The following is a 22102-nucleotide window of genomic DNA, read 5'->3' as shown; positions in this document are numbered from 1 at the left end:
CGCGCTCATCGAGCTTAACGAGTTGCAGTCCATCATTCAGAAATTTGGGATATTGATTAATCACAGGAAATCCAACTTAATGCAGTGTAAAAATGGATTGGGTCATGAAAATAAAGAGTTGCTTAAGCCGAAGCTTGCTGCTCAAGCCATTGGCAAATCTGCCCCCATAAATCCCGCTTAGCCCCACTGCTCGTCAGTAAATTAGCGAGTGGCTCGGATACCAGCCATGCACTGCGGGGGCGAACCTTAACGCGGCGAAGATCCCACACTATGGGTCTCGCCGATCGGGGCGCGGCGGTAAACTCGCAGTCATCGACGTTAATATCTATTTGACGCAAAACCGCAGCGATTAGAGTTTGCATAACACCCGCATTATTGCCACTGCGTTCTTGCTCCAATCGCGCTAATTCATCTTCATCGAGCACCACTTGATAGGCGCGCACTTTAGTGTCACGTACCCTCCAGGTGGTAATGTCCATTGCGGCTAAATAGGCTGATTTATTCATGGCTTAGCAAATAGTGTTATTGCGTCTTTTGATAGGCTTAAGGATACCAGTTAATGACTCAAGATGTTACGCCAAAGCAGATAAATCGGCCTATCTGAGCTGGGTTAAGTTCAACTCATTTTTAATCTAAATTTTCGACTATTAGAATCTATTTTAACCGCTTTTATAAAATTTTAGTTCAGGTAATCTGTCGTTATTCAGAAGGACAATAGAAGGAAAACTCCATGATTAACATCGGCATTAATCACGTGCACCGCGAAGATATCGCCGCAGGGTTAAATCAGTTATTGGCCGACAGCTACAGCCTGTATCTGAAAACCCATAGCTTCCACTGGAATGTGACTGGCCCTATGTTCACAAGCTTACACTTATTGTTTGAGCAACAATACAGTGAACTCGCCCTCGCGGTAGATTTGATCGCCGAGCGCGTTAGAGCATTAGGGGCCAGGGCGTTAGGTTCCTATTCAGCCTATGCCAGATTGACTGAGATCCAAGAAGATCAAGGCGTCACCAAAGCAGAGATCATGATCCGTGAACTGCTCGCCGATCAGGAAATCGTTATTCGTAATGCCCGAGCGCTCTATCCGCTGGTCAGCCAAGCGAGCGACGAAGCCACAGCAGACTTACTCACCCAGCGCATTCAGACCCACGAAAAGAATGCCTGGATGTTACGCAGCTTGCTCAGCGAATAAGTTGCCGCTTAGGCAACAATACAAAGTTTGTAAAAATTCATCATCATCCCAAGTCAAAAGGCCCTGCAGTCACGCGCAGGGCCTTTTTTATTTAGGGTGTTATTTAGGGAATCATTTTTAAAGAATGTTATTTGGCGATTTTTAACAGGATTTAAGTGCCTAGGATTGGGAGAAAATAAGACAGAAAAATGAAATCGTAGAAAGGACGAATGCCTAGCATTTCTGCTAGGCATTCTGAATTTAGTGGCAGGGGTGGCAGGACTCGAACCCGCAACCATCGGTTTTGGAGACCGCTGTTCTACCAATTGGAACTACACCCCTGTCGACGTGGGGCATTATGCTAAAAGCACTTCCAAAGGTAAAGGACTTTTTATGGCAAAACGCATCGAGTGAGTCTTTTTCAACCAAGACAGGGATGTGGTGTTGATTTAATTAGCATAACGTAGAAAAAAACCGCATTAACCTAAAGAAATCCTATCTAGAACTTAATCCTCTGCACGGGAAATATAGATGCGTGAGATATCTTTATCCCAAAGCTGAATAATTTTACGGCTCTTTTCTTTATTCCAAAAACATTTACCGAACAAAATCAACCCTGCGCCTTCTAAATCCCGTTTATCTTTGATGGCAAATTGCTTAAATAAGGTGTCTTTTACGCCCGCAATCGGAATACCAATATCCTTGCTGTCGGCGGGATTGAGCCATGTCATAGTGACATCGGTATGGGATAAGGTGCCCCAAAAAAGATGCGGTTTGGGATCTTCAGGGTCGGCATTGGCAAAATTCACAAACAGATTTTTCGCCCGCCAGCGATACTTGCGCTGCGCATCGGTATAAACCCATAGATCCGATGTCGCTAGGTCAGAACCCCGCAATAGGCTATGCAGTAATTTCTCTAGCCCTTGGCTTGGGGTCCTCTTAAGCGGTGTATTGGCATTTGAATTGGCTTGGGGATTCTCTTCATTTGTTTGATATTGAGCGCCCTCCTCCCTTACTCCACCAGCCATATCCGATTGAGAAGATTCAATATTAAGCTTTTCATCGCCTGCCTTTGAGCTTGGCTCGCTCTGCTGATCTCCGGTCTTTAAATTAACACTCGGATTGGAAGCTTGAGCCTCTATCTCTTTTGACTTTTTACTTTTCGACGCACGAGTCGGCCTAATGCTGAAATCGATAATCAGCGCATCGGCATCGAGTAATTGCTGATGGACTTCAATGGCATCTTTTTCTTCACGGGACTTTTGCGCCGATGGCTTAAACTCGATGCAGTCCGCTTTATGGTAGCGGGAGCCAAAACAGGCTGCTTTACCGTCACTCGAGGCTTTGCGAAAATAGGCGCGGCCCAAACAGGCTGGGCAAAATAGTTGCTGTCTTAAACGCTCAATCTCATCAAAGGGTAATTGCGCAAAAGTAAAAATGCTATAGGTGATGGCTTTAATGGAGGCTGAGCCTAAGGTTTGCGCACTAATGGCATCAAACTTAAGGCTCTGCTCATCGAGCACACAAATCGCATTTAACATAGCAGCCCATTTCCTGACATCGCGCTAATCCTTATCTGCACTTAACTTATCAGCACTTAACTTATCAGCACTTAAATAGACGGCTAACCGAGCAGCGAGATTCTGTGGCAGCAAAGACCTAGCTGCACTTGGATCATAAAAAACGCTTAATTTAGCAATAAGCGCATTAAAACACTGAATCGCAACAAAGACATCGATGGAGGCATAGCGGATTTGCGCCTCAGTTAATGGCACTTGTTGCCAGTTAGATAGGGTGACTTTTTTAGACTTCTCAATTTGCCTTTTGAGTAACACGGCGGCGAGTTGACGCGTGCCCATCTCCTTTCCCGCACCAAGCTGCGCTAACACCCAGTTAAGATCTAGCCTCGAATTAAGCTGGATATTCCATTGCCGTTTAAGCGCATGGGTGTCGCTTCGAAGACCAATACCCACCTTGAGAATGGCTTCATTTTCAAGGACAGGTTTAAGCTGGGCTAAGTCATCCCCTAGTAGTGCATGTTGAAAAAGGTAGCAGCAATCATCAGTCGCGATTTGAATCAAACTTAATGGATGATGTTCACCTACCTGAAAACTCGCTCTGGTTTCAGTATCAAAACCAAGCACTTGGGCTGAATTTAAGTCTTGCACCACAACTGCCATATCAGATGGCTGGACAAGCTTGACCTTAAGCCCATCAAGGCAAAAGGAGGGCAGCTCGCTCAGCTCTTTATCATTCAGCCTGGTTGTTAAGGCAAGCTTTTGCTCAAACCAAGCAAAGCGCATTGAAAGGTCATTATCTTCGCCGCTCGATTCAAGGGTTTGAAGCCGCTGTAAATAGGCGATCCCCGCCTCATCCATTGCTGCAATCAACGCATCTGCGTGTTCACCGAACTCCTGATTAAGCCAAGCGAGTTTATTGGGGGTTAGGCAGGCACGCATTAACTGCATCAAAAGAGCTCCTTAAATAGCTTCATGGATAACTTAAGCACGCAGCTTTTGAATAGCAGAGATAATCATCACAGCAACAGCGCCCGCGACGATACCAAACACCGCATTAACTAAGGTTGGGGTAATCAACCCAAGTAGCGGCCCCACAACAGCGACCTCAGCAGTGACTTCACCTAAATGATGGATTTTATCGCCAAGCATGGGCAATCCATGGGTTAAGATGCCGCCCCCCACCATAAACATGGCTGCGGTGCCGACGATAGTTAACCCCTTCATCAACAGCGGCGCCGCACTCAGTAACATAAAGCCAAACTGTCGATTAAATCGAGTGTAGGCCGAATCGCCTTGGCGCTTGCTTAAATACAGACCGGCATCATCCATTTTGACAATACCCGCCACCAGTCCATATACCCCAAAGGTCATGACCACACCGACAATGGCGAGGGTAAAAAACTGCGTCGTTAGCGTTTTTTCAGCGACAATTCCGAGGGTGATAGCAATGATTTCGGCGGATAATACAAAGTCGGTGCGAATCGCTCCTTTGACTTTTTCGGCCTCATATTTAGCGAGATCCGTTATTTCCGGTGTGGGCTTTTCCTCTTGATGGCCTTTTTCCTTGCGGTGGCTATAGCTGTGGTACAGCTTCTCAAAACCTTCGAAACATAAAAACAAGCCACCAAACATCAGCAACGGCGTAATCGCCCATGGGGCAAAGGCACTAATGACCATAGCAGCGGGAATTAAGATCAACTTATTTCTAAAAGATCCAAGCGCAACAGCCCATACAACGGGTAACTCACGATCAGCACTCACGCCAGTCACTTGCTGAGCATTTAACGCTAAATCGTCGCCTAACACCCCTGCGGTTTTCTTGGCCGCTACCTTACTCATTACCGCAACATCATCCAAAATCGTGGCAATATCATCGAGCAACGTTAATAAACTCGCACCCGCCATAACATCTTCCTTAAAATTTCATCAATGAGCCTAATAATGCTTTACTCATAGTAACTTAGTTAGCTATGTAGCACATAGTCAAATGCACTCAAAAGCGTTATCACTCCTTTTTAGCTTAACGAGAATCTCCCCAAAACCAACATCGATGAAGATAGTTCACGCCTTAGGGATTTTTGCGCCCCATTCTTTAACAGAAACGAGTATAATACGCCCATAATAATGACTCATTTGCCGTAACAGGATGCAAATATGACCCAAGATGAAATGAAAAAAGCTGCAGGCTGGGCCGCCCTCAAATACGTTGAGAAGGACAGCATTGTTGGTGTGGGCACAGGCTCTACCGTCAATCACTTTATCGATGCATTGGCGACCATGAAAGCCGACATCGAAGGTGCGGTTTCAAGCTCTGAAGCCTCTACTCAAAAAATGAAAGCCCTTGGCATTCCTGTGTACGACCTCAATAGCGTAGATAAATTATCGGTTTACGTTGATGGCGCAGATGAGATCAACGGCCATATGGACATGATCAAAGGCGGCGGTGCAGCCCTTACCCGTGAGAAAATTGTTTCCGCTGTGGCTGAGAAATTTGTGTGTATCGTGGATAACACTAAGCAAGTGGATATTCTAGGTGAATTCCCACTGCCAGTCGAAGTGATCCCAATGGCACGCTCCTATGTCGCGCGCGAGCTAGTAAAACTGGGCGGCGATCCTGTTTACCGTGAAGGCGTTATCACAGACAACGGCAACGTGATCCTCGATGTTTACAATCTGAAGATTGTCAACCCGAAGGAATTAGAAGCCCAAATCGATGCTATCGTAGGTGTGGTGACTAACGGCCTATTTGCCAAACGCGGTGCAAACGTATTGCTGGTTGGCACGCCTGACGGCGTAAAAACCTATACCGAATAATCCGCTTTGTTTGGCCTTTTAAGCCCATCACCCAAAGCCCATTAATAGCGTATAGCGCATAAAAAAGCCGGAACTTTAGTTCCGGCTTTTTAGTAAATCCTTTTCATTAATTCAACGCGCAAAGAGTGCTTACCAGACTCTGGCAACTAAGCCCTTCAAATAGAACCCTTCAGGGAAAGCGCTACCAATAGGGTGATCGCTTGCTTGGCTTAAACGCTCGATAAACTGAATCTCACGTTTTGCATCTAGCGCTGCATCGGCAACGATTTTTTGGAACAGATCCGCTGGCATTAATCCCGAGCAAGAGAAGGTTAATAACACCCCCCCCGGATTTAATAACTGCAGCGCAATCATATTGATATCTTTATAGCCACGGCAGGCACCATTGAGCTGCGATTTATTATCGGCAAACTTCGGCGGGTCGAGCACAATCACATCGAAGGTCTTACCTTCATCGCGGTATTGGCGTAGTAACTTGAATACATCGGCCTCGTTGTAATGCACGTGATCATCGTTTAGTCCGTTGACCTTCATATTTAAACGCGCGGTATCTAGGGCTAATGACGACACATCAACGTTCTCAATGATCGCAGCGCCCGCTTTTGCAGCATAAAGACCAAAGGTGCCCGTGTAACAGAAACAATTAAGTACCGATTTACCCTTCACAAAACGGGCAGCCATGGCGCGGTTATCCCGCTGGTCAAGGTAGAAGCCAGTTTTATGGCCCTTAGTCACATCCACCGCGATCTTGATACCGTTCTCTTCGATAATCACTGGCATGTCAGGCAAGGTGCCATGTAATAGTCCCATCGTTGATGTTAGGCCTTCTTTCTTACGGGCATCAACGTCAGAGCGCTCATAGATAGCGCAATCGGGATATAACTCAGCCAGCACCTCGACCAAAGTCTCACGCCATACATCGGCGCCCATGCTTAATAGCTGACAAACTAATACGTTAGCGTATTTATCGATAGTAATACCGGGTAAACCGTCGGACTCGGCGGCAATTAAACGGTAACCCGTTAAGCCCTGCTCTGCTATCAGATCATCACGGCCCGCTTGAGCGCGCTCAATACGGCGTTTAAAGAACTCGCGATCGATTTCCTCTTCACGGTCGAAAGTCCAAATACGTACTTGGATTTGCGACTCAGGTGACCAAGCGCCACGGCCCAACCAATGGCCATCGTGGGCAACCACATCAACGGTTTGACCTGGCTCTGGCTTACCCTTCACATTGTGGATACCGTTTGAAAATACCCAAGGATGGCGACGCTCGAGTGATTTCTCACGACCGGGTTTAAGTTTGATTCTGATAGCCATTACTTCACCTTTAAATAGTGCGTACTACCTTGAAGTACGCCTAAAAATTTGCCGCCTGTTGTCGGGGCGCCGCCGTCTAAAATGGATGCGGATGATACCGCTTATGCCCTTTAAGTGCGAGCCTAACGCACCAATAGCCCATCGCTAAAGATGAAAATGTTAGCTTATTTTTAATCCGTTAATAGCTTACTGCGCCAAATATCAAAACAAATTAACAACTAGCTACGAAGGGTAATCTCGACAACAATGGGCGCATGGTCAGTACTATAGGCATCACGCTCAAACTCAGGACGCACTAGGTGCCTATCGCAGGTTTGGTAATCTGTCACTTGAGCCAAACTTGCGCCATCCCTTGCATCGAACTCGTTTGACAGCAGAATATAATCCAATACCGAGCCCTTTGGCCCATAGTAATGGGTCGCGCTGCGGTGCTGACGATAATAATCCGTATTATCGGCGTGATTTTCCTCAACAAATAAGTTGGCCTCGATAAATAATTCAAAGGCATCAGTTAACTGATAATGAGTAAAGCGTTTTGCAAGGGCAGCATCGGATAACGCGCCTAAGCCAGCCGCCTTAATATCATTGCCATGAATGGACTCACCGCGCATGTTCAAGGCATCGAGCGCCCCCATTGATAGGGTGTCATTAAAATCTCCCATCAAGATCACAGGCTTTGAAGTGTCTTGCCTGCGCTTTAATATGGCATGATATAGCAAGGCCGCCTCAGCACCGCGTTGCATGGTCGATGCCCAGCGACCTAACGCTTGCTCGGTTAGCAGCAGCGGCTCAGCATTAAGTTTTGTATCCGTATTTTTAAGGGCGTCTATTTCGGCAGCATCAAGGGCAAGCCCGGGTCGCTTAGATTTAAAATGCACTACATAACAATCGCACTCGCCGATATGAGGCATAGCCACCGTGGCTCTAAGAACTTTGCGACTAAAACTAAAATTTGAGGAAAGCCCCATAGCCGCAACTAATTGTGTATCAGGCTCGACCCCTGCCACCTCAACTATCGGAAAACGCGACGCAAGCGCCACGACGGGACTCTGATAGATATAATCCTTAATTAACGTCGGTTTATCGATAACAACAAAATGAGGCAACCCGTTTTCCAAAGCTAGAGCTTGCAGTGCATTTGGACTAAACACTTCCTGAAAGCCCACAATATCAGGTATTTGATGGCTAAGAAAATCGCTAAACCACTGGCATTTTCTCTGCCACTGGGACTGGGAATAAATATTTTCAAAATCGTAAAAAGCTAAGGGCGGCTCAATGAAGTTAAATAAATTGATTGTCGCCAGAGTAAACTGCACTGCCTTTGACGCAGTACTTTCATCACTATTTATTAACACCTTTAGTTCACTCCCAACACTCGTATACCCTACCATCCGCTTTTTATGCCTCATTGGCTAAACCGCCATCATAAAACCTGCGATGCAGTCATCCGTTAGTTTAATGAGTAAAACCAACTCAAAAAATTAAATAAACGCGGTTATTTAACACGTTACAGCACATTAAGCCGATAATATTCCCATGGGACTATTATAGCCCTTGAACCCTGTAAACCATTGATTTACAGTTTTCATAACTGATTAAGTTGCCTGAGCGAGCCGTGTGACTCATGTGTAACATGCAAATTTGTAGGGTCAAAAATGAAACGTCTCATCGCTATATTGTGCAGCCTCGCTCTTATTAGCTTTTCAGTTCCCGTATTCGCACAGCCTTTAACAATTTACTCTGAAGAATGGGCGCCGATTAGCTTTACGTCCGATCATCAACCTACTGGTTTAGCAGTTGAAATTGTTCAAGAAATTCAAAAACGGATTAATACCCAAGAGCCAATCCAAATAGTACCATGGGCAAGAGGCTGGACCATCATGACCAAGCAGCCCAATACTGTGCTGTTTGCAATGACCAAAACCGTTGACCGCGAAAAATTATTTACCCTCGTAGGCCCCATTGCCGCCGGCACAGTAAATTTTTATACCCTGCAAAACAGTCAAATTACTATCTCATCCCTTGAAGATGCAAAGCATGCTAAAGCCATTGGGGTTTACCGTGAGTCGGTAGAAGAACAGACACTGAAAGAACATGGATTTGAGAATATTGCCACCACCTCAACCCCGCTCTTTAGTGCTAAACAACTACTCAAGCAGCGAATAGATATCTGGTGTAATACTAACCTCACCACGACATCGATTCTGCGTGAAGCGGGCGCGCCCCCAGATGCGGTCAAATCCATCTTTACGCTTAGCGATAATTTGCTGTATATCGCCTTCTCCAAGGGCACTTCGGAAGAAGTGATAGAGCAGTGGCAAACGACACTTGATGCGATGAAACAAGATGGCACCTTTGCCAGTATCTATCAGAAGTGGCTGCCCAATGAAAACCCACCAATGTGGACCGAGCGATTAGGCGGTAACTTCCAGTAAAATCTCAGTTTCAGTCGCGTAACAAAGTTAATGCGGTATTGGTGTTTGACAATTTTTACCCCTAATAAAAAGGCCGTATCACCTAAGCGATACGGCCTTTTCTAGATCTTGCTAAGATTACTTAGCTAATACGCGCTTATGTAGCTCTTGAACAGACGTCACGTTAGAACGATCATCGGCAGTGTGCGCCATACAAGTCGCGAACGCAGCATTCATAGTGGTTGTGTAGCTCACCTTGTAACGCAGAGCACCGCGGCGTAATTGACGAGAATCTTCAATCGCCTGACGACCTTCGGTGGTGTTTACAATGTAGGTGTACTCACCGTTCTTGATGCGGTCCAAAATGTGCGGACGACCTTCGTGTACTTTGTTGACTAAGCGAGGGTTAATACCCGCTTCGCCTAATACCACTGCAGTACCGTGGGTTGCATCGATTTGGTAGCCCAGCTCGATTAACTTAGCCGCTAAATCGGCAACACGCTTCTTGTCGCTGTTACGAACAGACAGCAGTGCACGGCCTGATTTAGGCACTTCAGAAATCGCACCTAACTGCGCTTTAGCGTAGGCTTCAGCGAAGGTATCGCCTACACCCATAACTTCACCCGTTGAGCGCATTTCTGGGCCTAACAGTGGGTCAACGCCAGGGAACTTGTTAAATGGCAGTACCACTTCTTTCACTGAGTAGAAAGGTGGGATCACTTCTTCGGTGAAGTTTTGCGCTTTCAGACTTTGGCCTGCCATCACACGGGCGGCAATCTTAGCTAAAGGCACGCCAGTTGCTTTCGAAACGAAAGGTACGGTACGGGCTGCACGTGGGTTAACTTCAATCATGTAGATTTCGTTATTCTTCACTGCGAACTGTACGTTCATCAGACCCACTACACCCAGCTCCATCGCAAGCTTACGCACTTGTACGCGCATTTCGTCTTGGATAGCTTGGCTTAAGGTGTATGGCGGCAGAGAACAACCAGAGTCACCAGAGTGAACACCCGCCTGCTCGATATGCTCCATGATCGCGCCGATAACTACTGTCTCGCCGTCACATACCGCGTCGATATCCACTTCGATGGCATCATCTAAGAAGTGGTCTAACAGTACCGGCGATGCGTTAGATACGCTGACCGCTTCGTTGAAGTAGCGCAGTAAATCCTGTTGGTCGTAAACGATTTCCATCGCGCGGCCGCCAAGGACGTAGGATGGACGAACCACTAATGGATAACCAATACGCTCAGCGGCAATCACAGCACCTTCAACAGTGGTCACTGTATCGTTTTCAGGCTGTTTCATTTCCAGACGTTGAATCGCCTGTTGGAAACGCTCACGGTCTTCCGCGCGGTCAATCGCATCTGGGCTAGTACCGATGATTGGTACACCTGCGGCCTCAAGGGCGCGGGCCAATTTCAGTGGCGTTTGACCACCGTACTGTACGATAACGCCCTTTGGCTTCTCGATACGGACGATGGCTAATACGTCTTCAAGGGTCACTGGCTCGAAGTACAGACGATCTGAGGTGTCGTAGTCGGTAGAAACGGTTTCAGGGTTACAGTTAACCATGATGGTTTCATAACCGTCTTCACGCAGTGCAAGCGCTGCATGCACACAGCAGTAGTCGAATTCGATACCTTGACCAATACGGTTTGGACCACCACCTAATACCATGATTTTTTCACGATCTGATGGGTTCGCTTCACACTCTTCTTCATAAGTTGAGTACATGTAAGCGGTGTCGGTGGCAAATTCAGCGGCGCAGGTATCTACGCGCTTGTACACTGGGTGGATGTCGAAACGGTCACGCAGTTTGCGAACTTCGGCTTCGTTTACGCCAAGAACTGCGGCCAGACGCGCATCGGCAAAACCTTTACGCTTGAGTTTACGCAGCAGCTCTTCGTTAAGACCGGCTAAACCGCCTTCGGCCACTTGGCCTTCAAGCTTGATTAACTCTTCGATTTGAACCAAGAACCATGGGTCGATGTTGGTTAAACGGAAGATTTCATCCAAGGTTAAACCCGCGCGCATGGCATCGGCGATGTACCAAATACGGTCACAACCTGGCTCTTTGAGTTCTAAGCGAATGCGAGCTAATGACTCAGCTTTAGTGATATCGATGATTGGGTCGAAACCGTGACGGCTTACTTCTAAACCACGCAGTGCTTTTTGCAGTGATTCTTGGAAAGTACGGCCGATCGCCATCACTTCCCCTACAGATTTCATCTGAGTGGTTAAGCGATCATTTGAACCGGCGAACTTTTCAAAGTTAAAGCGCGGTACTTTAGTCACAACGTAGTCGATAGCTGGCTCGAACGATGCTGGGGTGCGGCCGCCAGTGATGTCGTTCATCAGCTCATCGAGGGTGAAACCCACTGCTAACTTGGCAGCGATTTTCGCGATTGGGAAGCCGGTAGCTTTAGAAGCCAGTGCAGATGAACGTGATACACGTGGGTTCATCTCGATGATAACCATACGGCCATCTTTCGGGTTGATACCAAACTGTACGTTCGAACCACCAGTTTCAACACCAATCTCACGCAGTACGGCCATCGAGGCGTTACGCATGATTTGGTATTCTTTGTCGGTCAAGGTTTGTGCTGGTGCAACGGTAATAGAGTCACCGGTGTGCACGCCCATTGGGTCAAAGTTTTCGATAGAACAGACGATGATGCAGTTGTCGTTACGGTCACGAACCACTTCCATCTCGTATTCTTTCCAACCGATTAAGCTCTCGTCGATTAAAAGCTCTTTGGTTGGCGATAAATCTAAACCTTGAGAACAGATTTCTTCGAACTCTTCCTTGTTGTAGGCGATACCACCGCCTGAACCACCCATAGTGAATGATGGACGGATAATACAAGGGAAACCAACGAGATCGAGAACGCCGTAGGCTTCTTCCATGCTGTGGGCGATACCCGCGCGTGGACATTCTAAGCCGATGCTCTTCATGGCTTTGTCGAAACGGCTACGGTCTTCTGCTTTGTCGATTGCGTCAGCAGTTGCACCAATCATTTCAACGTTAAATTCTGCTAATACGCCTTTGGCTTCAAGTTCCAGAGCACAGTTCAGTGCGGTTTGACCGCCCATGGTTGGCAGGATAGCGTCAGGACGTTCCTTAGCGATAATGTTGCGTACCACTTCCCATTGGATTGGTTCGATGTAAGTTGCATCGGCCATTTCTGGGTCAGTCATAATGGTGGCTGGGTTAGAGTTCACCAGAATAACGCGGTAACCTTCTTCACGTAGGGCTTTACAGGCTTGGGCGCCTGAATAATCGAACTCACATGCCTGACCAATCACGATTGGGCCGGCACCTAGGATAAGAATACTCTTTATATCTGTACGTTTTGGCATTACTTCTCTTCTCCTAGCTTGCGTACTACTTGTTGTTCTGACGGAATTGTTCAATGAGCTCGATAAAGTGATCGAACAGCGGGGCCGCATCGTTTGGACCAGGGCTGGCTTCAGGGTGACCCTGGAAGCTAAATGCTGGTTTGTCCGTCAGATGGATACCTTGCAGTGAACCGTCGAACAGTGACTTGTGGGTCACTTTGATATTGGCAGGTAATGTGTCTTCATCGGCAGCAAAACCGTGGTTTTGGCTGGTGATCATCACGTTACCTTTTTCGATATTGCTCACTGGGTGGTTAGCACCGTGGTGACCAAACTTCATCTTTAAGGTTTTAGCGCCTGAAGCCAGAGCCAGTAATTGGTGGCCTAAACAGATACCGAATATGGGAGTATCTGTTTTCAGGATTTGCTGAATCGCTTCGATGGCGTAATCGCATGGCTCTGGGTCACCTGGGCCGTTAGAGAGGAACACACCGTCTGGGTTCATCGCTAACACTTCAGCAGCAGGTGTTTTAGCAGGAACGACAGTCACGTCACAGCCACGGTCAACCAACATACGCAGGATGTTTTGCTTAACGCCGTAGTCGTAGGCAACCACTTTGTACTTCAACTCTTCGGCTGGGGTGTCAGATGGTAAACCACCCACTAAACGCCAGCTACCTTTACGCCATTGGTAAGCCGTTTCAGTTGTGACTTCTTTCGCTAAATCCATGCCCTTAAGACCTGGGAAGGCTTTAGCTGCTGCAAGCGCTTTGGCTTCATCTAAGTCAGAACCCGCCATGATGCAACCGGCTTGGGCACCTTTTTCACGTAGGATACGCGTTAATTTGCGGGTATCGATATCGGCAATACCAACCACGTTGTTGGCTTTTAGATAATCGCTGAGGGTTTGTTGATTACGGAAGCTACTTGCTACGAGAGGAAGATCGCGAATGATTAAACCACAAGCGTGAACCCCATTGGATTCGACGTCTTCATCATTAGTGCCAGTATTACCGATATGTGGGTACGTTAATGTAACTATCTGGCGTGAATAAGAGGGGTCAGTTAAAATTTCTTGGTAACCTGTCATCGAAGTGTTAAAAACAACTTCACCAACAGAAAGACCATCGGCACCAATCGCTGTGCCAGTGAATACGGTTCCATCTTCGAGTACGAGTAAGGCAGACTTTATCAACACGACCTCCATAAAGAGCCAAGCTACTGAAATATAATAATTTTATGATGTGTTAAGATACCAATTTCCGCGTATTTACGAAATTTTGACAAATTCCAGCGAGTTTACAGGATATTTCAAAACTCGTCTACAAATTGAAATTTGATTGCAAAAAAAAACGCCAAAATGGCGTTTATATTTTTTAATTTAACCCTAACACTTGCTGCATGTCGTATAGACCCGGCTCCTGCTCAACCAACCAATGGGCTGCACGCATGGCACCGTTTGCAAAAGTCATACGGCTTGAGGCTTTGTGGGTGATTTCTAAACGCTCACCGATATCGGCAAACATCGCAGTGTGCTCACCCACTAAGTCGCCAGCACGAATTGTCGCAAAACCAATGGTTTCACGGTCACGTTCGCCAGTGATCCCTTCACGGCCATAGACGGCACATTTTTCCAGATCGCGACCTAAGGTCTTGGCAATCACTTCACCCATCTTAAGGGCGGTGCCCGATGGTGCGTCTTTCTTGTATCTGTGGTGGCCTTCGATGATCTCGATGTCGGTGTAGTTGCCCATGACTTCGGCAGCCACTTCGAGCAGTTTCCACATGAGGTTCACGCCCACTGACATGTTTGGTGCGAGCACCACTGGGGTTTGCTCGGCAAAGGCATTGATCTGTTCTTTTTGTGCGTGGTTAAAACCCGTAGTACCAATCACCATGGCTTTCTTATGACGCACACACCAATCTAAATGGACAATGCTGGCATCAGGCGCAGTAAAATCGATTAATACATCGAAATCATCCGCGGCAAAATCCAATGAATCTAAGATGGCGACATGCAATTTGCCTACACCAGCAAGTTCACCGGCATCGACACCAACGAGGCTCGAACCCGCACGCTCAATCGCCGCGCCCAGACGAATATTGTCCTGTTGGTACGCCGCTTCAATAAGAGTCCGTCCCATGCGACCACTGGCACCGACGATAGCAACTCTCACCTGTCCACTCATTTTTCTCTCCTAACGCTTACTTGACTCTTCCATAAAAAAACGCCTAAGACTGGCTTAGGCGTTTCAATCAGATTAGACGATGTCTAATAACTCGACTTCGAATACTAAAGTTGAGTATGGAGGAATAGAAGCACCAGCACCACGCTCACCATATGCTAAGTGGTGTGGAACGAATAATTTTAACTTAGTGCCCACTGGCATCAGTTGCAATGCTTCGGTCCAGCCAGCGATAACGCCAGATACTGGGAACTCAGCAGGTTGGCCGCGAACAACAGAGCTGTCGAACACATCACCATTGATGAAAGAACCATGGTAGTGAGTGCGTACTGTATCTTCGTAGGTTGGTTTTGCACCTTCACCTTGAATTAATACTTCGTATTGCAGACCAGAGTCAGTCACGATTACGCCTTCACGTTTAGCGTTTTCAGCTAAGAACGCTTCGCCTTCTGCAGAAGCAGCAGCGGCAGCAGCTTCTTGTTCAGCTTGAATGCGACGGCTAATTTCAGTGAATGCAACTTGCATATCCTGCATAGAAACAGCGCTTTCAACACCAGCAAAAGCATCGGCAAGGCCTGCTTGAACGGCGGCAATGTCAACACCTTCAAAAGAGTTAGCGGCTAATTGCTCGCCCATTTGACGACCAACACCATAGCTTGCTTGCTGTTCAACAGTACTGAATTTATCAGACATAATTTACGACTCTCAATGTTCAATGGAATTTTGCGGGGCAGTTTACCATAGTTCTCTGCCCTATGCTGATAAACTGACTGCTTATTTAACTTTTGCGGCAAATTTAGCTGCGGTTTGAATCCTTATCTAAACACCCTGCTTAACTGCTTTGGTCTTCACTACCAGCTATTTAGGGACTACACATTGGTTTTTTACATTCGCCTTAGCGCTTTGATAGAGCGGTAACACCTCAGCCTGTAATTTTGCTAATTGTGAAATTCGATTACTGTTTGATGGGTGAGTCGATAACAATTCGGGGCCCTGACTGCCGCCCGCCTTTGACATGTTTTGCCACAGAATCACGCTTTGGGCTGGGTCAAAGCCCGCTCGCGCCATGAGCTCTAATCCCATAACGTCAGCTTCACTTTCTTGGGCGCGACCAAAGGGCAACAATACCCCAACCTGTGCACCTAATCCGAGGGCTGACATATAGAGATCTTTATTGGAAATCCCCCCCGCGCCGAGGGCCGCATCGGCAATTTGCATCCCAACCCCCGTCATCTGCGCGCGGGACACCTGCTCGTTTCCGTGCTGCGCCAGTACGTGGGCAACTTCGTGACCCAAAACTGTCGCTAACTGATCGGGAGTGGTCGCCACTTTGAGTAATCCGGTGTAAACCCCAATATGGCCGCCAGGTAAGGCGAAGGCGTTCACTTGCTCTGAATCGAATAACACTACATCCCATTTTTGGCTTTGATCGGGTAAAACCGCCGTTACTCGATTGGCGACGCAATTAACGTATTGAGTTAACTTATTGTTAGTGCTGATTTTCTGCTGCTTTTTCATTTCTTCAAACGAGGCATCCCCCATTTGCTGCATCTGAGAAGCAGAATAAAGCAACGTTTGGCCGCGCCCTGTTGGCGATTTAGTGGTCGCACAGCCAGATAGAGCTAAGGTCACGCCAAGGGCCAATACTATAGTCCGTGATTTCATATGTAACTCCTTAATCCAATGGGGGAGACTCAATGGTCATCAATACGCCCCAATACTCAACAACGAAATGTTTAATAGTTTAAGCACGCTTTGCTGAAATTCTGCAGGGAGTTTACTGAGATAGAATGATGTTGCCAAATGCCATCGAAGATTAGCAAGACTTAAGATACTCCTCCTTTAGCAAGGCATAGAGATACTCATCGCCCCACGCGCCCTTAAAGAAGATATTTTTCACATAATGGGCTTCGCGCCTAAAACCGAGTTTTTCGAGTAAGCGGCAGCTGGCAAGATTTTCTACATCCGTTACCGCAATAACCCGATGTTTGCCAAGCGCCACAAAAAGGTAATGCAGCAATGCACTGACCGCCTCAAATGCAACCTGTTGGCCTTGATGCTCAGGCGCAATCGTAAAGCCGATTTCCATTTGCTGCTCATCAATAAAATGCAGCGCCAGATCGCCAACGAGTTTAGTCGATGTCGTTCCCGACGCCGCGCTGACAATCGCCAGTTGAAACCAAGTATCCGCCGCACCAAATTGTGCATAATCCATCTTCTCGAATAGTGCGACTGCATCACTATAGCGGTAATCCGTCCAACTTTGATATTTGGCAATCTTAGGGTCGGCGCGATAGGCGGTGAACGCCTCAAGATCCGCTCGCTGAAATGGACGAAGTATAAAACGTTTGGTGGTTAAACCGTGATTGACCAGGCTATGAAGTGCTTTGCTTAACGCCAATGTCGCTTCCAAGACTTAGCTCCCTTAATATCAATGAGTCACTAAGTTACACCCAGAACGAGAACGTTAACAGCAGCTAATGAACCTTATTCACTTCGCGGTTTAAGATAGCGGCGAACCGAGCTTGAAGGCAAGGGATAGCTTAACTCTTACTTCCCCTTTGCATCAGGATGATTCCACTCTGGCTTCACTATAAATAGCTTAAATTCAACGCTTACCTTTAAACGCTTTGGCGCTGTGCTTGTTAATGCTACGACGATTCGCCTGTTTATCCCGCGGCGGTCGTTTACGCTCAACCTTGCCATTGACGCCGTCATCAGTGTTTTTTTCACTCGGCTTATCCGTTACTGGAAAGTCAGCCAATAATGCCAGCGGTAACTCCCTCGCGGTCAAACTGCGGATCGCGGTTAAGAAAGCCATTTCACCGTGGCATACAAGGGAAATCGCCAGCCCTTTTGCTCCCGCTCTGGCAGTGCGGCCAATTCGATGCACATACACAGGCGCACTCGCAGGTAAGTCTAAGTTGATCACCACAGGCAAGGCATCAACATGAATACCCCGCGCCATTAAATCCGTCGCCACCAATACTTGAATGCGATTGGCTTTAAAGTCGGCTAAGGTTTGGCTACGCACGGTTTGATCTTTCTCGCCGTGCAGCGCGGCAGCTTTCATCCCCGCTTTGCCGAGTCGTTTAGCGACGGCATCGGCATCATCACGGGCGCTAATAAACACCAGCACCTGCGGCCATTGATATTGTTTTAATAGCGCAATTAATGCCTGCGCCTTGCTGCCCTTGTTGACTAAATAAAGCCGCTCTTCAATTTCGGCAGCAACTGAATTTAGTGTACTGGCCTCAACGCGTAGGGGATCATTGGTCAGCAATTTCCCCGCCAGGTTATCCAAAGCCTCTGGCAAAGTGGCTGAAAACAACGAGGTTTGCTTACGCTTGGGCATCAACGCCATCAGCTTTTGCACATCTGGCCAAAATCCCATTTCCAGCAAACGGTCGGCCTCATCCAGCACTAAATGTTTTATCAAATCGAGGCTAATATGGGACTGTATGCATAAGTCCAATAAGCGCCCTGGTGTTGCCACTAAAAGCTGTGGCTTAGCAGCAAGTTCGGCTAATTGGTCTTCCTGCGAAACGCCACCACACAGAAGCAGAATATGCAAAGATGCGGATAACTCACTCGCCAGCGCGTGCAGCGCCTTCGTCACCTGCTGAGCTAACTCCCGCGTTGGCACTAACACTAACGCCTGCGCATTGGCAGTGGGCACTGAGTTTGCAGTCGTTTGCGCAGCAATTTGTTGCCTGAGGATTTGTAGCAAGGGCAAACCAAAAGCGAAGGTTTTACCACTACCGGTTTGTGAAAGCGCTAACAGATCTCGCCCTTCAAGAATCGCCGGAATCGCTAATTGCTGTATCCGTGTCGGATGTTTCAGCCTTGTAGGCAAGGCTTTAAGTAATGCAGCATTTAACCCAAGTTCGGCAAAGGTTAACGACTCAGGGGAAGACTCTGGAGAAGAAAAAGGCTTAGGAATGGTCATCACAATACCGATAAAAACATGGGAGCGAAAGTTTACGCAGAGTTGGCTGTTAATACCAATGTTGTTTCGGCTTTGACTAAAGCCTTGGAGTAGTTTTCGACGGTATATTTAACTATGCGTGTTAGGCCACTAAATACCTTAAGTTTTAATTTGTTTAAATATCTAAACCAAAAACATAATCAAAGTCGTGGGGCTTCACCCCACACCCGACCAAAAGGGGAAAAGCGCCTGTTCCCCTTTTGGAAATCCCCCGGCGTCCCTAGCGAAGTTACATGCATTAGAGACTGGCCTTGGTCTTATGGATAAATTGCTATCGCTTCCGATGGTACATCCTGTACCCCGAAAGCTAGCCGGTCATCTGATAGGCAGGATGCCTGAATGTCGTGAAGTGCATGGATGCACGAGAACGACCATGACCGGACTGACGCAATCAATTCCAACGCCCCGCGGCAACTTCGCAGGGGAAGGTGAACTCCTAAATTTGAAGTGTTGGCAGTTAGTCTCAAAAGAAATCAGCCTGTCCTTTATTTTATAGAAAGCTGTTGGGCAATTAGCCATTGCTCCCTTGGACTTCAAAAATCTTTAGTGCTTTTTGACTGCTACGAACATGACTAGTCTTATTGCGTCTGAAGTTAATTGATTTTAAACAGCAAGAAATACTACTCGGTTGTAGCTACAGGTTCGAGATTATTTAAGCGAATGACTTTTGTTGTGTAACCATCGCCAGAGTAGAGGAAAAACTCACCTTGATATCCAAGCAGTCTAAGAAGGTATTCTGTAATTGCATCGCGACACAGTGAATACTGTTCGTGCATATCCTCAGGCGATAACTCACAAAGGCCACTATGTATGATAGCGTTTCTGAGATCTTTCCACGTGTTGGTCTGAGGCATACCGACCAATTCGAACATTTCAGTCACCAGTTCAGCATATGTTTTTTTATCTCTACCTCCATGGACAAAGTAGTTGCCATTTTTGAAGGTATATACGCCATGCGCATAAGAAGCCTTGAGGTTTTCTAAAAGAATGAAAGTTGTGCCCAACTTGAGCTCTAATGGGAGTTCTTTGGCATCTGGAATAGTAAATAGATCAATTGCAACGTTGAGTTTTCTTGGTAAGCGGAGCTCGCTATATGTTTGCCAACAATTTTCAATAAAACGAACTGCCTGGATAGACCTTATTAAGCAAAATGGCGATTTGAATGCTGAGTAACAACCACCAATGGAACGTATACGGCCTAGGTTTCCTTTACCGCTATCGCCACCGATGAGCTCCCAACCAATGAAACCAACTTGAGAGTTGGTGGCAAAGGTGAGCATTTCAGCCAGCATCATCATGTTCTGCTCAAGGTCATCCACCGATGTAACGTTATTGATGAATACTTGGGATGTTTGAACAAATTTACCACGTAGCTCGTTCTGCTTAGACCTGAGCAACTCTATATCTTGAGTTATGAGCATGCTGTAGCCGAAAGCCGATAGAGGAATATTATTTCTGCTCCAGCTACCATCCAGTTCAGTAGTCACTGTAATACCACTTAGGGGAAGATTAGATAAGTAGCAAACTACATCCACAGTTGAATCCATAATATCAATATTATTACGGCTTAAAGTTTGGTACTTCACCAATAGTACACTAACCCAATAAAAGAGCGGACCGACAACGTTCTTTTAAAATTAACAGCCACTGTGGCTAAAAAAGTTCACCATCCCCTCGGAGTTGCCGCAGGGCATTTGCGTTCGTTGCGTGATCGAGGCATGGATGCCGAGATAGCGTCAGTCGAATCAGGGACGAGCGTCTGACGCGATAGCATTAAGACGCTTAATGCCCAAGGGGTTTTCAACTCCGTTAGGGGCGTCTTGGAGCATCCAAGGAGGATAGGACGAGCAGTCCTCCTTGGTCGGGTGTGGGGTGAAGCCCCACGACTTTGACTTTTCTTTTAAAAAAGAGAAACCTAAAGCCAGGTTTAAGTCACAAACAATCTCGGCTATAAAGACAAATAGCAAAGTAGAACAATCAAACTAACATCAAACCTTTTAAGTTGTTTTTGCATAAAACAACCATAAAAAAGCCCCGCAAGTATTTAACACTGTGGGGCTTTATTCATCTAGTGCGCTGCTAACTGACATAACAGCGGCACCACTAAACCTAATTAGCTATTTAAATCTTGAAAGAACTTCTTCACGCCATCGAAGAAACCTTCAGCCTTTGGGCTGTGCTTCTTTGATTCACCGGTTAAGGTGGCTTCAAATTCACGTAACAGTTCTTTTTGACGATCGTTTAAGTTAACAGGGGTTTCCATCACCACTTTGCAAAGCAAATCGCCTACCGCATGGCTGCGAACCGATTTCACCCCTTTACCGCGTAGGCGGAACATACGACCCGTTTGGGTTTCTGCAGGGATCTTAAGGCTCACTTTACCATCGAGTGTCGGCACTTCAATCTCGCCACCGAGCGCGGCTTTCGTGAATGAAATAGGCACTTCGCAGTAGAGGTTGTTGCCATCACGAACGAAGATTGCATGTTCACGGACATTCACCTGAACATATAAATCCCCTGGAGGCGCACCAAATTCACCCGCTTCACCTTCACCCGCTAAACGAATACGGTCGCCCGTATCAACACCGGCAGGGATCTTAACTGATAGGGTTTTAGTCTTCTCGACACGGCCTTCGCCATGGCACTTACCACATGGATCTTTAATGATCTTGCCGCGACCATGACAGGTTGGACAGGCTTGCTGCACCGCGAAGAAACCTTGGCGCATCTGCACTTGGCCTTGGCCATGACAGGTACCACAGGTCGTTGCCGAGGTGCCTTTTTTCGCGCCGCTACCGTCACACACATCACAGCTTGCCAGCGTTGGAATACGGATTTCTTTGGTTAAGCCCTTAACCGCTTCTTCTAAAGACAGTTCGAGGTTGTAACGCAGATCTGAGCCGCGAGCAGCCTGACGTTGGCCGCCGCGACGTCCACCACCGAAAATATCGCCAAAGACATCACCGAAAATATCGCCGAAATCCCCTGCGCCGCCGTAGCCGCCACCGCCGCCACGGTTTGGATCCACACCCGCATGACCAAATTGGTCATAGGCCGCCTTCTTATTGGCATCGGTCAGGATTTCGTAGGCTTCTTTGACTTCTTTAAAGCTGGCTTCGGCTTCTTTATCGCCTGGGTTACGATCCGGGTGATACTTCATGGCCAGACGTTTGTAAGCCTTTTTGATTTCCCGTTCGCTGGCGTCACGACCAACGCCCAATACTTCGTAATAATCTCGCTTTGACATATTCTCTTGCTTCTTCAGCTTAAGTTGAACGAACGGGCGTTAGGGTTGCCCCGTAACGCCCGCCTAGAATTAACTATTTGAAATCAATCTATTG

Annotated in this window: 18 protein-coding genes and 1 tRNA gene; 3 read left to right on the top strand and 16 right to left on the bottom strand. The window is 47.1% G+C overall.

What is annotated here, in order from left to right:
* Positions 1-122: 122 nt before the first annotated feature.
* Positions 123-506, bottom strand: coding sequence for a DNA polymerase III subunit psi (locus tag K0H61_RS04095; protein ID WP_220051493.1), 384 nt, complete (start codon positions 504-506; stop codon positions 123-125).
* A gap of 224 nt (positions 507-730) precedes the next feature.
* On the opposite strand from K0H61_RS04095, the gene dpsA reads away from it, so the two are divergent.
* Entirely contained in the window at positions 731-1198 is a 468-nt protein-coding gene (gene dpsA, locus K0H61_RS04090; RefSeq protein WP_220051492.1) for a DNA starvation/stationary phase protection protein DpsA, read from the top strand.
* A 244-nt stretch (positions 1199-1442) separates the two neighbouring features.
* On the opposite strand, the gene K0H61_RS04085 is transcribed toward dpsA, so the two are convergent.
* From K0H61_RS04085 to K0H61_RS04070, 4 genes are all read right to left on the bottom strand, one after another.
* Positions 1443-1519, bottom strand: a tRNA-Trp gene (locus tag K0H61_RS04085).
* A 164-nt stretch (positions 1520-1683) separates the two neighbouring features.
* Positions 1684-2718, bottom strand: a complete 1035-nt coding sequence (locus K0H61_RS04080; protein WP_220051491.1) for a hypothetical protein — start codon at positions 2716-2718, stop codon at positions 1684-1686.
* A gap of 24 nt (positions 2719-2742) precedes the next feature.
* Positions 2743-3645 carry a 3'-5' exonuclease gene (locus K0H61_RS04075; protein ID WP_220051490.1) on the bottom strand — a complete coding sequence of 301 codons (903 nt, stop codon included), beginning with the start codon at positions 3643-3645 and terminating at the stop codon, positions 2743-2745.
* Positions 3646-3678: 33 nt separating this feature from the next.
* On the bottom strand, positions 3679-4602 hold the full coding sequence (locus K0H61_RS04070) for a DUF808 domain-containing protein (protein ID WP_220051489.1): 924 nt from the start codon (positions 4600-4602) through the stop codon (positions 3679-3681).
* 249 nt (positions 4603-4851) lie between these two features.
* On the opposite strand from K0H61_RS04070, the gene rpiA reads away from it, so the two are divergent.
* Entirely contained in the window at positions 4852-5511 is a 660-nt protein-coding gene (gene rpiA, locus K0H61_RS04065) for a ribose-5-phosphate isomerase RpiA (RefSeq protein ID WP_220051488.1), read from the top strand.
* A gap of 129 nt (positions 5512-5640) precedes the next feature.
* Here rpiA and K0H61_RS04060 read toward each other — a convergent pair whose 3' ends face one another.
* Positions 5641-6831: a class I SAM-dependent rRNA methyltransferase gene (locus K0H61_RS04060; RefSeq protein ID WP_220051487.1), complete on the bottom strand. Its 1191-nt coding sequence runs from the start codon at positions 6829-6831 to the stop codon at positions 5641-5643.
* Between the two features lie 218 nt (positions 6832-7049).
* Positions 7050-8222 carry an endonuclease/exonuclease/phosphatase family protein gene (locus tag K0H61_RS04055; RefSeq protein ID WP_220051486.1) on the bottom strand — a complete coding sequence of 391 codons (1173 nt, stop codon included), beginning with the start codon at positions 8220-8222 and terminating at the stop codon, positions 7050-7052.
* A gap of 264 nt (positions 8223-8486) precedes the next feature.
* Between K0H61_RS04055 and K0H61_RS04050 the strand changes: the two genes are divergently transcribed.
* Positions 8487-9266 (top strand): substrate-binding periplasmic protein, encoded by a 780-nt coding sequence (locus K0H61_RS04050; RefSeq protein WP_220051485.1) that lies wholly within the window; start codon positions 8487-8489, stop codon positions 9264-9266.
* Between the two features lie 117 nt (positions 9267-9383).
* Here the strand turns inward: K0H61_RS04050 and carB are convergent, their stop codons facing one another.
* The 9 genes from carB to dnaJ form a co-directional block, all read right to left on the bottom strand.
* Positions 9384-12608 (bottom strand): carbamoyl-phosphate synthase large subunit, encoded by a 3225-nt coding sequence (gene carB / locus K0H61_RS04045; RefSeq protein WP_220051484.1) that lies wholly within the window; start codon positions 12606-12608, stop codon positions 9384-9386.
* Positions 12609-12633: 25 nt separating this feature from the next.
* Positions 12634-13794 (bottom strand): glutamine-hydrolyzing carbamoyl-phosphate synthase small subunit, encoded by a 1161-nt coding sequence (gene carA / locus K0H61_RS04040; protein ID WP_220051483.1) that lies wholly within the window; start codon positions 13792-13794, stop codon positions 12634-12636.
* A gap of 169 nt (positions 13795-13963) precedes the next feature.
* Positions 13964-14776, bottom strand: coding sequence for a 4-hydroxy-tetrahydrodipicolinate reductase (gene dapB / locus K0H61_RS04035; protein ID WP_220051482.1), 813 nt, complete (start codon positions 14774-14776; stop codon positions 13964-13966).
* A gap of 72 nt (positions 14777-14848) precedes the next feature.
* The gene (gene bamJ, locus K0H61_RS04030; RefSeq protein ID WP_220051481.1) at positions 14849-15466 is read right to left on the bottom strand and encodes a BamJ family beta-barrel-assembly machinery protein; all 618 of its coding nucleotides are present in this window, start codon (positions 15464-15466) and stop codon (positions 14849-14851) included.
* Positions 15467-15631: 165 nt separating this feature from the next.
* The gene (locus K0H61_RS04025) at positions 15632-16438 is read right to left on the bottom strand and encodes a M48 family metallopeptidase (RefSeq protein WP_220051480.1); all 807 of its coding nucleotides are present in this window, start codon (positions 16436-16438) and stop codon (positions 15632-15634) included.
* 151 nt (positions 16439-16589) lie between these two features.
* Positions 16590-17186: a GNAT family N-acetyltransferase gene (locus K0H61_RS04020; RefSeq protein WP_220051479.1), complete on the bottom strand. Its 597-nt coding sequence runs from the start codon at positions 17184-17186 to the stop codon at positions 16590-16592.
* 195 nt (positions 17187-17381) lie between these two features.
* Positions 17382-18722 carry a DEAD/DEAH box helicase gene (locus K0H61_RS04015; protein ID WP_220051478.1) on the bottom strand — a complete coding sequence of 447 codons (1341 nt, stop codon included), beginning with the start codon at positions 18720-18722 and terminating at the stop codon, positions 17382-17384.
* 659 nt (positions 18723-19381) lie between these two features.
* Positions 19382-20347 carry a hypothetical protein gene (locus tag K0H61_RS04010; protein WP_220051477.1) on the bottom strand — a complete coding sequence of 322 codons (966 nt, stop codon included), beginning with the start codon at positions 20345-20347 and terminating at the stop codon, positions 19382-19384.
* A 527-nt stretch (positions 20348-20874) separates the two neighbouring features.
* Positions 20875-22008 (bottom strand): molecular chaperone DnaJ, encoded by a 1134-nt coding sequence (gene dnaJ, locus K0H61_RS04005; RefSeq protein ID WP_220051476.1) that lies wholly within the window; start codon positions 22006-22008, stop codon positions 20875-20877.
* Positions 22009-22102: the final 94 nt, after the last annotated feature.

The sequence above is a fragment of the Shewanella acanthi genome, assembly GCF_019457475.1.
GTDB classification, from domain to species: Bacteria; Pseudomonadota; Gammaproteobacteria; order Enterobacterales; family Shewanellaceae; genus Shewanella; species Shewanella acanthi.
This window is presented reverse-complemented; position numbering and strand designations above follow the sequence as displayed.

Excerpts from the sequence above, each read along its gene's own strand:
- dpsA (WP_220051492.1), top strand. The coding sequence starts at position 731 with ATGATTAACATCGGCATTAATCACGTGCACCGCGAAGATATCGCCGCA.
- dapB (WP_220051482.1), bottom strand. The coding sequence starts at position 14,776 with ATGAGTGGACAGGTGAGAGTTGCTATCGTCGGTGCCAGTGGTCGCATG.
- carA (WP_220051483.1), bottom strand. The coding sequence starts at position 13,794 with ATGGAGGTCGTGTTGATAAAGTCTGCCTTACTCGTACTCGAAGATGGA.
- K0H61_RS04025 (WP_220051480.1), bottom strand. The coding sequence starts at position 16,438 with ATGAAATCACGGACTATAGTATTGGCCCTTGGCGTGACCTTAGCTCTA.
- K0H61_RS04050 (WP_220051485.1), top strand. The coding sequence starts at position 8,487 with ATGAAACGTCTCATCGCTATATTGTGCAGCCTCGCTCTTATTAGCTTT.
- bamJ (WP_220051481.1), bottom strand. The coding sequence starts at position 15,466 with ATGTCTGATAAATTCAGTACTGTTGAACAGCAAGCAAGCTATGGTGTT.
- K0H61_RS04070 (WP_220051489.1), bottom strand. The coding sequence starts at position 4,602 with ATGGCGGGTGCGAGTTTATTAACGTTGCTCGATGATATTGCCACGATT.
- K0H61_RS04015 (WP_220051478.1), bottom strand. The coding sequence starts at position 18,722 with ATGACCATTCCTAAGCCTTTTTCTTCTCCAGAGTCTTCCCCTGAGTCG.
- K0H61_RS04060 (WP_220051487.1), bottom strand. The coding sequence starts at position 6,831 with ATGGCTATCAGAATCAAACTTAAACCCGGTCGTGAGAAATCACTCGAG.
- K0H61_RS04095 (WP_220051493.1), bottom strand. The coding sequence starts at position 506 with ATGAATAAATCAGCCTATTTAGCCGCAATGGACATTACCACCTGGAGG.
- rpiA (WP_220051488.1), top strand. The coding sequence starts at position 4,852 with ATGACCCAAGATGAAATGAAAAAAGCTGCAGGCTGGGCCGCCCTCAAA.
- K0H61_RS04080 (WP_220051491.1), bottom strand. The coding sequence starts at position 2,718 with ATGTTAAATGCGATTTGTGTGCTCGATGAGCAGAGCCTTAAGTTTGAT.
- dnaJ (WP_220051476.1), bottom strand. The coding sequence starts at position 22,008 with ATGTCAAAGCGAGATTATTACGAAGTATTGGGCGTTGGTCGTGACGCC.
- K0H61_RS04055 (WP_220051486.1), bottom strand. The coding sequence starts at position 8,222 with ATGGTAGGGTATACGAGTGTTGGGAGTGAACTAAAGGTGTTAATAAAT.
- K0H61_RS04075 (WP_220051490.1), bottom strand. The coding sequence starts at position 3,645 with ATGCAGTTAATGCGTGCCTGCCTAACCCCCAATAAACTCGCTTGGCTT.
- carB (WP_220051484.1), bottom strand. The coding sequence starts at position 12,608 with ATGCCAAAACGTACAGATATAAAGAGTATTCTTATCCTAGGTGCCGGC.